Source organism: Bradyrhizobium sp. HKCCYLS3077, assembly GCF_051167555.1.
Taxonomy (GTDB): Bacteria; Pseudomonadota; Alphaproteobacteria; order Rhizobiales; family Xanthobacteraceae; genus Bradyrhizobium.
Genome location: NZ_JBNPTH010000004.1, coordinates 898,956 through 908,511 on the forward strand (window position 1 = coordinate 898,956; position 9,556 = coordinate 908,511).

Below are 9,556 nucleotides of genomic sequence, written 5' to 3' on the forward strand. Positions count from 1 at the left end.
CGACGATGCGTGGTGACCACCGGCTACTGGGCATTCTGCACCGGAGCGGCGGGAATTGGCGATCCCTGGCGTGTCGGCGCCGGCGGCACGCCCAGCGGAGTCATGCGGGCTCGCCCAGGCAGACCGGGCCCGATCGGATTTTCGAGCGGATCGCGCGCGGGGTTTTCGACCTTCGGGAAGGTCAGCTTGGTGCTGTCGAGCCCCATGATCCCCGGGTTCGGCGCGGTCGCGCTGCCGGAGGAGACTTCGGACCCCAGAATGAGCGGCATCTGATTGGTGCTGCCGCCGACCACGACGACCTTGCTGTTGTTGGAACGCGCGAGATCGAGCGTCGCCTGGATGCCGGTCCAGGTCAGCACGTCCTTCGACAGCGCCCGCGCCACGGTGGCGTAGTAGTTCTCGAGGCCGATGGCCTCGATGCGCTGGCGCTCGGCCTCGGAGCGGGCGCGCGCCAGGATGAACTCGTAGGACGCGGCGTATTGCTCCTGGGTCAGCTTGTCCTCGATCGCCTTGCGCATGCCGTCGGGCAGGATGACCCTTGTCACGACCATGTCGTCATAGATCAGGATCGAGCTCTTCGGTTCGCCGCGCAGCGCCTCCAGCATCTGGCCGGTCAGAAGCTCGCTGTCGATAGTGTAGAGCCGGTGGCTGTCGAACTTGCCGATGACGCGGCGGACCACGCCTTGCGTCACCGGCATGATCAGCCGATTGACGTAGTCGGTGCCCACTTCCTTCAGCAGCCGTGGCGCCGCATTGCCGTCGATGTGGAAGATCAGATTGGCCTTCACGTCGACGCGCAGACCTTCGAGACTGAGCGCCTCGACGTCGAGCGGCAGCGACTGCACGCGCGTCTCGAACAGATACATCTTGTTCCAGGGCAGCTTGAGCGCCAGGCCTTCGCGGAAGACGTCGTCGATGACGGTGCCGCCTCCCAGCAGGCTGTAGAGCACGCCGACATGGCCGGCGGGGACGACGACGATCACCAGCCGCCACAGCAGCAATACCAGGATGCCGGCCAGCGCGATGGTGCCGACCACATAGGCCTCGATGCGGTCGCGAAGCCGGCCGCGCGTCGGCCTGAGCGGCGACGGCGAGTTGCGGGAGCTGCGGGAGCTGCGATCGGGATAGGCCACGCTCATGTCGCGATGCTCATGTCAAAGCCTCGGCTTGCTCGAGCCGGCCGTCCCGCATCGTGAGAACGCGATCGCCCATCGAGAAGTAGCGATCATCGTGGCTGATGACGATAACGGCCTTGCCGCGAGCTCGCAAGTCGGGAAGGATTTCGGTGTAGAAGCGGTGACGGAAGGACGGATCCTGATCGGCGCCGACCTCGTCGAGCAGATAGATCGGCCGGTCTTCGAGCAGTGCGACGATCAGCGCCAGCCGCTTGCGCTGTCCGGTCGACAGGTCGAGCTGGGTGAAGCCGCCGTCGCGGAACGTGGTCTTCTCGGCGAGGCCGAAGTCGGCCACCATGGCGTTGACCTTGGCCGGATCGATCGTGCGCGCGCCGTAGAAGCGGTCGAACAGATGGAAATCGGCGAACACGCAGGAGAACAGCTGACGATATTTGCCGCGCCGAGCATGGTCCACCGGCTGACCATCCCACAGGATGACGCCGGAGGCCGGCTCATAAAGGCCGGTCAGCAGCCGCATCAGGGTCGACTTGCCGCTGCCATTGCCGCCGATCAGGTAGGTGATCTGCCCGGGCGCGACGACGAGGTCGCACGGACCGAGGGTGAAGTTGGCCTTGCCGTCGCGGCCGGTGTGCGAATAGGTGATCGCCCGCAGCTCGACCTGGGTGAACACCTGATGCGAGGCATCCGGCGACGGCTCGGGCTCGCGCGCGGCGGCCAGCAGCTTCTTCTCCATGTCCAGGAGATGCTCCATCGACAGGTTGGCGCGCGCCAGCACGGCCGCCGAGCGCAGCACGTTGTCGAGGGATGAGAGCATGAAGAGGACGGTATAGAGCACCTGGAGCACCGTGCGGTGCTCCTTGATGTAGCCGGGCAGGATGAACACGACGGCGGCGAGCAGGCTGTAGAAGCCGATATAGGAGATGCTCATGCCGGAGGCGATGTGGTCCATCGCGACCGTGTTCTTGGTGTCGATCTCCTCCGAGGCCGGCAGCAGATGGTCCTGCTCCAGGTCGTGGCCGCGCGCGGCGTTCTGACGCACCTCTTTGAACCCGTGCAGCAGATGGCCCATCAGGTCGAGGAAGCGCGTCTCCTGCGCGCTCGCCGCCACCAGCGCCGCGCGGGAACCGCGCTGGCTGTAGCGGTAGAAATAGACGGTCACCACGAAGGCGAACACCAGCAGCACGATGGCAAATAAAGAGAGATAGGCGATGTAGACGCCGAGCAGCACGAAGGTCAGCGCCGAGATCATGCCGGTGACGATCTGCGGCGCGGCATCCGAGATCAGGATCGTCTCGCGCGCGACGACGTCGTAGATCCGGTCGACGCCGGTGCGCTCCAGCGCCTCCAGCTCGATGCGGCGGACCAGGAGCACGTAATTGTCGCGGATCTGGCGCAGGATGGCTTCGCTGAGCGCCGTCACCATCCGCATTGAGTACCGATGCGAGCCGATCACCAGCGCCGCCAGCACGACGAACAGCAGCACCATCTCCAACGCCGGCCCGTCGCTCGACTCCGGCGCGGTCGCGGTGTTGGTCACGACCATCAGCGCGCCCATCGCGAAGCTGGTCAGCACCATGCCGGCGATGAGGCGGAAGCGGATCGGACCCGCGGAGGCGAGGACGAAGCGTATCAGGTCCAAGGTTCAAACCGCCTTCTGTCCACGCTGAAACACCCCAGGACCGCGCCGTCAGCCAAGGACGGAGGCGCGACTCCCCATAAAATGAGCCCCCGCGGCGGCATGCCGGCGCGGTCGAACCGCATGGCGCAATCGAATCCATCGGCAATGTGTTTGATCACAACGGTCGTTGACGGCAAAGGGCACACTGCGGGAGGCTTGCAAATAAACAAACGAATTCATGATCGATGACGATCCCGCCGGCATCGGCTCAGGATGGCTCGGCGACGAACGACGCCGACAGCACTTCAGCCAGCACCGCTTCGGGACGATCGGACAGATAGAAGTGCCCGCCAGGAAAGTCGCGGCGGCGCACCGGCCGGACGGACACCCTGCCCCAGCCCGCGATCCGCTCATCGGCCGTCTGCGGATCGTCGCGGCCGCGCATGACCGTGACCTCGATGTCGAGCGGGTCGGCCGCTCGGTCCCGGTAGCCAATCACGGCGGCGAAATCGGCGCGCAACACCGGCGCGATCAGCTCGCGCAGTTCGGCGATCTCCATCACCGCCGGCGGAATGCCGCCGTAGCGGCGATCGATGGCGGCCAGGAACGCATCATCGTCGAGCGCCATGAAGCCGCTGTCCTGCATGGCAAGATCGGGAGACTCGCGCCCCGACACGACCAGACCGAGATCGCACGCAAAGTGCGCTTGCCGCAGCCCGCGGGCGGTTTCCAGCGCCAGCAGCGCTCCCATGCTATGGCCGAACAGCACGGTCGGCAGCGTCTTGCGCGTCATCAACGATCGGCCGACGGCCAACGCCGGGCCGACGATGTCGTGCTCCGGCGGCTCGGCCAAGCGCGTCTCGCGGCCCGGGAGCTGCACCGCGAGCACCTCGACGTCCGGCGGCACCAGATCCGGCCACCGGCGAAAGAACGAGGCACCGCCCCCCGCGGGCCCGAAGCAGACCAGTCGCCGGCGGGCCGCCGCCCTCGGCTTGAAACACAGGAGCCAGTCATCAGCAAACGAATGCCGCACGTCATCAGGCATGGATCGACCCACATCGAATGATTGGCATAGTATCATGACAACGTCGTGCCGGCTCAGCTCAGATCGCGTCGTTCCCGTGATGCTCACAGGACAATCGGCACCACGGACACCAAACCGCACCTTATTGTGCATTGCCCAGACGTCGACGGGCAGCCGCATCTCGATCACTCAGTGTCGCATCACCGGTCGCACCGCCGGCTACCGGCGTAGTAACGACTCATTATCTGGTGATAGTTCACGACAAGCAGGTCGACAGCCCTTCCAAGGCTGGTGGAACGATGGTACCTTACAACTAATAATTGGGAATCAATCATCATGACGAATTTGGCTTCCAGCGACCAAACTGTTTCCCCGCCCGTCACTCCTGCAGTCAGTCCCGAACGCCACAAGCAGGCGCTGGCGATCGTCAAGCGCAATGCCGGGTTCGGAGCCATCACCGGGCTCATCCCCTTGCCATTGCTCGATGTTTTTGCGTTGACGGGCATTCAGGTCAAGATGATCAGCGAACTCGCTGAGAACTACGAGATCCCGTTCAACGAGAACGCCGTGAAGTCCTATGTCGCGGCCTTGATCGGCGGCATCGTACCGGTCAGCCCGCTCTCCGGAGCTGCGATCCGCGCGGTTCGCTATGTCCCCTTCGTCGGCCCGCTTCTCGGGCTCGCCGTCGTGCCGGCATTCGCCTCTGCCCTGACCTGGGCCATCGGCCGAGTCTTCGTCAATCACTTTGAGAAGGGCGGCGATCTGTTGTCGGTCGATCTCGAGTCGATGAAGGATCAGGTCAAGCGCGGCTTGTCGCGCAAGAGCGCCACCACTGAGGCGGCCGCCACCGCTTAACCTTCACCTGCCCCGCTGCCGTTAGTAGCTGCGGATCTGAGTGACCCTGTACCTCGCGGTACAGGGAACGATGTCTTACGTCCTTGGTGCCGACATGGTGAATGTATTCGACGACGAGAGCGCAATCTTCGTCGTGCTCGTCAACGATGAGGAGCAATATTCGCTCTGGCCTCAATTCAAGGACATCCCGGCCGGCTGGCGGCAGACCGGGCCCGTTGGCAACAAGGCGGACTGCCTCGCCTTCATCGAGAGCGCCTGGACCGACATGAGACCGCTCAGTCTTCGCCGCCAGCGAGATGCCGCCGGCTCATCTGCAGCGTGATGCATCGTGAACGACCGATGGGACCCCTCACGCGCAGAATCGGAGCGCCTGCCCCCTGAGGACAACCCGATCGGGTCTGCCGTCGCCGTCGATACCGACGAGCTCCAGCGCAAGCGCAAGCTCGCGGCCGAGCTGTTGCGGCGGCGTGGCGCCGAGGCGGCCCATCATCCCCTGTCCTTCGGCCAGCAGGCGCTGTGGTTTCTGCACCAGCTCGATCCGTCGAGCACGGCCTATCACGTCGCATTTCCGGTCCGGCTGCGCGGACCGGTCGACGTCGCGGCATTGCGGCTGGCGTTGCAGGACGTCGCCGCCCGCCACCCCGCTTTGCGCACCACATTCGCCTGGCGCGCGGGAACACCGATGCAGGCCGTGTCGTCGCGGGCCGTCGAGCTCCGCCACGTCCAGGTCGCAGACGAGTCGGCGCTCCGCCAGACGGTGCAGGCCGCCTATGACGAGCCGTTCGACTTCGAGCACGGCCCGCTGTTCCGGGCTGTGCTGATCAGCCGCGGCAGCGACGACCACGTTCTGCTGCCGCTCGCCCATCACATCGTCATCGACGGCCAGTCGATCGTCATCCTGCTCGACGAGATCGGACGGAGCTATCAGGCCAGGGCCGCGGGGACCATCGCCGAGCTCCCTTCCGTCGAACGCAGCTACACGGACTTCGTCCGCTGGCAGCGTGCGTTGCTGGCCGGGGCGCGCGGCGAGCAGCTCTGGTCGTATTGGCACTGGCTGCTGTCCGGCGAGCTGCCGGTGCTCGACCTGCCGCTGGATCATCCGCGGCCGGCGCAGCGCCGGGAGCGCGGCGAACAGATCGACCTCACCGTCGCGCCGGAGCTGTTGTCCCAGCTCAAGGCGCTGGCACGGCGTCACGAGACCACGCTGTCCGTCGTGCTGCTTGCCGCCTACAGCCTGCTGCTGCATCGGCTGAGCGGACAGGACGACATCCTGCTCGGCTCGGTGGTCTCCGGCCGCACGCAAGCCTCCTTCGAGGCGACCGTCGGCTATTTCGTCAACACCGTCGTGCATCGCACGCGGCTGACGGACGGCCAGAGCCTCGCGGCCTTTCTCGACGCCACACGGCGCGCCACAGCGGAAGCAGCCGAACACCAGGACTATCCGTTCTCGCTGCTTGCGCAGCGGCTGCAGACCCGGCGCGATCCGGCGCGAACGCCGATCTATCAGGCGTGCTTCAACTTCCTGCAACTCCGCGGTCAGCAGGCGGTCGAGGGATTGATCGCGCCGCTGCCGAATGACGGCTGGAGCATTTGGGGCGGACTGGCTGCGCGCAGCGACCCGTTTCCGCAGCAGCTCGGCCAGTTCGATTTCGTTCTCGAACTGTACGAAGCCAACGCGGCGCTGTTCGGCAATTTCAAGTTCAATCCTGACCTGTTCGCGCCGGCGACGGTTCGGCATTGGGCCCGGGCGTTCGAGACGCTGCTGCGCGCCTTCGCCGCGGATCCGGTGGGTCCGGCGGCCCGGCTGGCGCTGGTGCCTTCGGATCTGGCGCAAGCCGAGCAGCCCGGCGCGCCCGCCTGCGTGACCGAGATCGCATCGCAGGAAACCCTCGCCGGACGTTTCGCCGCACAGGCCAACCGAACGCCCGACGTGATCGCCATCCGCGCCGGTCACCGGACGCTCACCTATCGTGATCTCGACCGACGCGCCAATGCGCTCGCCCACGAGCTGATGGCCGCCGGAGTCCGGCCGCGGGATCGCGTCGCCCTGCTGTTCGCCTGCTCGCCGGAGTTCGTGATCGCGGTCCTGGCCGCGCTCAAGGCCGGGGCGACCTACGTGCCGCTGGAGCCGGGACAGCCGCGCGACCGGCGCGACTTCATCCTCTTCGACACTGGCGCGCGCTTTGCGGTGGCCGCGCCGGCGCTGGCGGCGGAGCTTGCCGGTCAGGCCGGCGTGAGCGTTCTGTTGCCGCGCCCCGATGCAGTCGACGATCGCGCTCCGGAGATTGCCGGCGCGGCCGACGATCTCGCCTACATCATGTTCACCTCGGGTTCGACCGGCCGCCCCAAGGGCGTCGGCATCACCCATCGCAACATCATCTCACTGGCAGACGATCCGATCTGGCACAGCGGCCAAGCGCAGACGATCCTGCTGCATTCCAACCCGGCCTTCGATGCCAGCACCTTCGAGCTGTTCGCACCTCTGCTGCACGGCCACAGCGTTGCCATCGGGCCGACCGGCGCGTTCGATGCGGGCCGGCTGGCGGCGGCGATCCGCCATCACGGCGTGACGCGCCTGTTCCTGACCTATCAGCTGTTTGCGGCAGTCGCGGAGGAACAGCCCGGCTGCTTCGACGGAGTCGATGAGGTGCTGACCGGCGGCGAGACGGTATCGCCCGAGGTCGTGCGCCGCGTGCTCGACCACAGCCGCACCGTTGTCGGCCACATGTACGGTCCGACGGAGACGACGACCTTCGTCACCCGTCATCCGCTGCCGGACGTCGCCGCGATCACGACACCGCTGCCGCTCGGTCGCTCGGTTGCCAATCGCGCGGTCGTCATTCTCGACGATGCGCTGAACCTGCTGCCCATCGGCGTCGTTGGCGAGGTCTATGTCGCAGGCGCCGGGCTGGCGCGCGGCTACATCAACCGTCCCGGACTGACGGCGGAGCGCTTCATCGCCGATCCGTTCGGGCCGACGGGAACGCGGCTCTACCGCACCGGCGACCGCGCGCGCTGGCGCGCCGACGGCACGCTCGAGTTTCACGGCCGCGCCGACCACCAGGTCAAGATCCGCGGCTTCCGCATCGAGCCCGGCGAGATCGAGAGCGCGTTGCGGAGGCATGAGGCCGTGGCGGCGACGGCGGTCGTGCCGCAGGAGCATGCGCAAGGACGGCGTCTCGTCGCCTATGTCGTCGGACGCGACGGCGCGGCGCCATCGGCGGCCGAGCTGCGCGGTCATCTCGGCAGCCTGCTGCCGGACTACATGGTGCCGGCGCTGTTCGTGGCGCTGGAGGCGCTGCCGGTCACGCCGAACGGCAAGCTCGACCGCAAGGCCCTGCCCGAGCCCGATCTCGCCGCTGCTTCCGAGGCGAGCTATCGCGCGCCGCGCTCCGCGACCGAGCAGGCACTGGCTGCGATCTGGGCCGAACTGCTGGGCCATGCCCGGATCGGCATCGACGACAATTTCTTCGAGCTCGGCGGCCACTCGCTGCTCGCCACCCGGCTCGTCTCCCGGCTGCGCACCCAGTTCGGCCGCGAGCTGCCGCTGCGCCGGCTGTTCGAGCAGCCGACCATCGCCCGGCTCGCAGCCTCCCTCGACGACAAGACCGATGATCAGGCCACCGCCTTCGTCGCGCTGCCGCGCCCGGCCGATCTGCCGCTGTCGGCGGCGCAGACCCGGCTGTGGTTCCTCGATCAGCTCGAAGGCGGCTCGGCCGCCTACCTCATTCCATTCGCGCTCGATCTCGACGGCGCACTCGACGCCCAGGCGCTCGATCGTGCGCTGACCGCGCTGGTTGCGCGCCATGAGAGCCTGCGCAGCACCGTCGAGCTCAAGGCCGATGCGCCGATCCAGATCATCCGGCCAGCGAGCGCCTTCCGCCTGCTGCACGACGATCTCTCCGATCTCGGCCCCGCCAATCGCGACGCCGCGCTCGCTGCCCGGCTCGATGGTCTGGTGCAGCACCGCTTCGACCTGTCGCGCGACCTGCCGCTGCATGCCGTGCTGGTCCGGCTGGCCGCCGAGCGTCACGTGCTCGCCGTCGTCATCCATCACATCGCCTTCGACGGCTGGTCATCCGGCGTGTTCTTCGGCGAGTTGGCGCGGCTCTATGAGGCCGCTCGCAGCGGCGCGGTTGCGAAGCTGCCGGAGCTTGCCGTTCAGTACGCCGACTACGCGCTGTGGCACCGGCAGCTGCTCGCCGATCCCAATGGACCGATCCCGCGCGAGCTCGCTTTTTGGCGTGCGGCGCTCACTGAGGCGCCGGCGCGGCTGGAGCTGCCGCTCGACCTGCCGCGTCCGACGACGCCGCGCCATCCCGCCGGCTTCGTGCATCTGCGTCATGATGCGAGCGAGGTCGCGGCCTGGGAGGCGCTGGCCCGCCGCCACGGCGTCACGCTGTTCATGGTCCTGCATGCGGCCTTCGCCACCGTCTTGGCGCGCTGGAGCGGCAGCGACGACATCAGCATCGGCACGCCGATCGCCAACCGCACCCGCCGCGAGTTCGAGGGGCTGATCGGCTTCTTCGTCAACACGCTGGTGCTAAGGCTGCGGCTCTCGGACGATCCCACTCTGGGCGAGTTGCTGGCCCGTGTGCGCGAGACCGATCTCGCCGCCTTCGCGCATCAGACCCTGCCGTTCGAACAACTGGTCGAGGAGCTGCAGCCGGCCCGCCAGCTCGGTGTCAGCCCGCTGTTCCAGGCGATGCTCGCCCTGCAGAACGCCGCCGCCTTCCGCGCGCCGGAGATCGCCGGCCTCACCACGCGGATGCATCCGCCGGAGCCGGGTGTCGCAAAATTCGCGCTGACCCTGTCGCTGCAGCCGACCGGCGACGGCGGGCTCGAGGGCATTTTGGAATACGACGCCGAGATGTTCGCGCCCGCCAGTATGGAGCGGCTGGCCGGGCATGTCGCGACCCTACT

6 protein-coding genes are annotated in these 9,556 nt (G+C 67.2%); 3 read left to right on the plus strand and 3 right to left on the minus strand.

Annotation, left to right across the window (positions count from 1 at the left end):
• Positions 1-23: 23 nt before the first annotated feature.
• From ACQR0Z_RS20405 to ACQR0Z_RS20415, 3 genes are all read right to left on the minus strand, one after another.
• Positions 24-1,139 (minus strand): prohibitin family protein, encoded by a 1,116-nt coding sequence (locus ACQR0Z_RS20405; RefSeq protein WP_434919792.1) that lies wholly within the window; start codon positions 1,137-1,139, stop codon positions 24-26.
• A 10-nt stretch (positions 1,140-1,149) separates the two neighbouring features.
• Positions 1,150-2,775: a cyclic peptide export ABC transporter gene (locus ACQR0Z_RS20410; RefSeq protein WP_434857326.1), complete on the minus strand. Its 1,626-nt coding sequence runs from the start codon at positions 2,773-2,775 to the stop codon at positions 1,150-1,152.
• 247 nt (positions 2,776-3,022) lie between these two features.
• Positions 3,023-3,958: a thioesterase II family protein gene (locus ACQR0Z_RS20415; protein ID WP_434857327.1), complete on the minus strand. Its 936-nt coding sequence runs from the start codon at positions 3,956-3,958 to the stop codon at positions 3,023-3,025.
• Between the two features lie 111 nt (positions 3,959-4,069).
• On the opposite strand from ACQR0Z_RS20415, the gene ACQR0Z_RS20420 reads away from it, so the two are divergent.
• The 3 genes from ACQR0Z_RS20420 to ACQR0Z_RS20430 form a co-directional block, all read left to right on the plus strand.
• Complete coding sequence (locus ACQR0Z_RS20420) at positions 4,070-4,633, plus strand: YcjF family protein (RefSeq protein WP_434919793.1); 564 nt, start codon at positions 4,070-4,072, stop codon at positions 4,631-4,633.
• Between the two features lie 40 nt (positions 4,634-4,673).
• On the plus strand, positions 4,674-4,955 hold the full coding sequence (locus ACQR0Z_RS20425; RefSeq protein ID WP_434857329.1) for an MbtH family protein: 282 nt from the start codon (positions 4,674-4,676) through the stop codon (positions 4,953-4,955).
• A 6-nt stretch (positions 4,956-4,961) separates the two neighbouring features.
• Positions 4,962-9,556: amino acid adenylation domain-containing protein (locus ACQR0Z_RS20430; protein ID WP_434919794.1), on the plus strand; the 4,595-nt coding region annotated here is incomplete at its 3' end.

Bases quoted from the DNA above. Each gene is read 5' to 3' on its own strand.
- ACQR0Z_RS20405 (WP_434919792.1), bottom strand. From the start codon at position 1,139: ATGAGCGTGGCCTATCCCGATCGCAGCTCCCGCAGCTCCCGCAACTCG.
- ACQR0Z_RS20415 (WP_434857327.1), bottom strand. From the start codon at position 3,958: ATGCGGCTGCCCGTCGACGTCTGGGCAATGCACAATAAGGTGCGGTTT.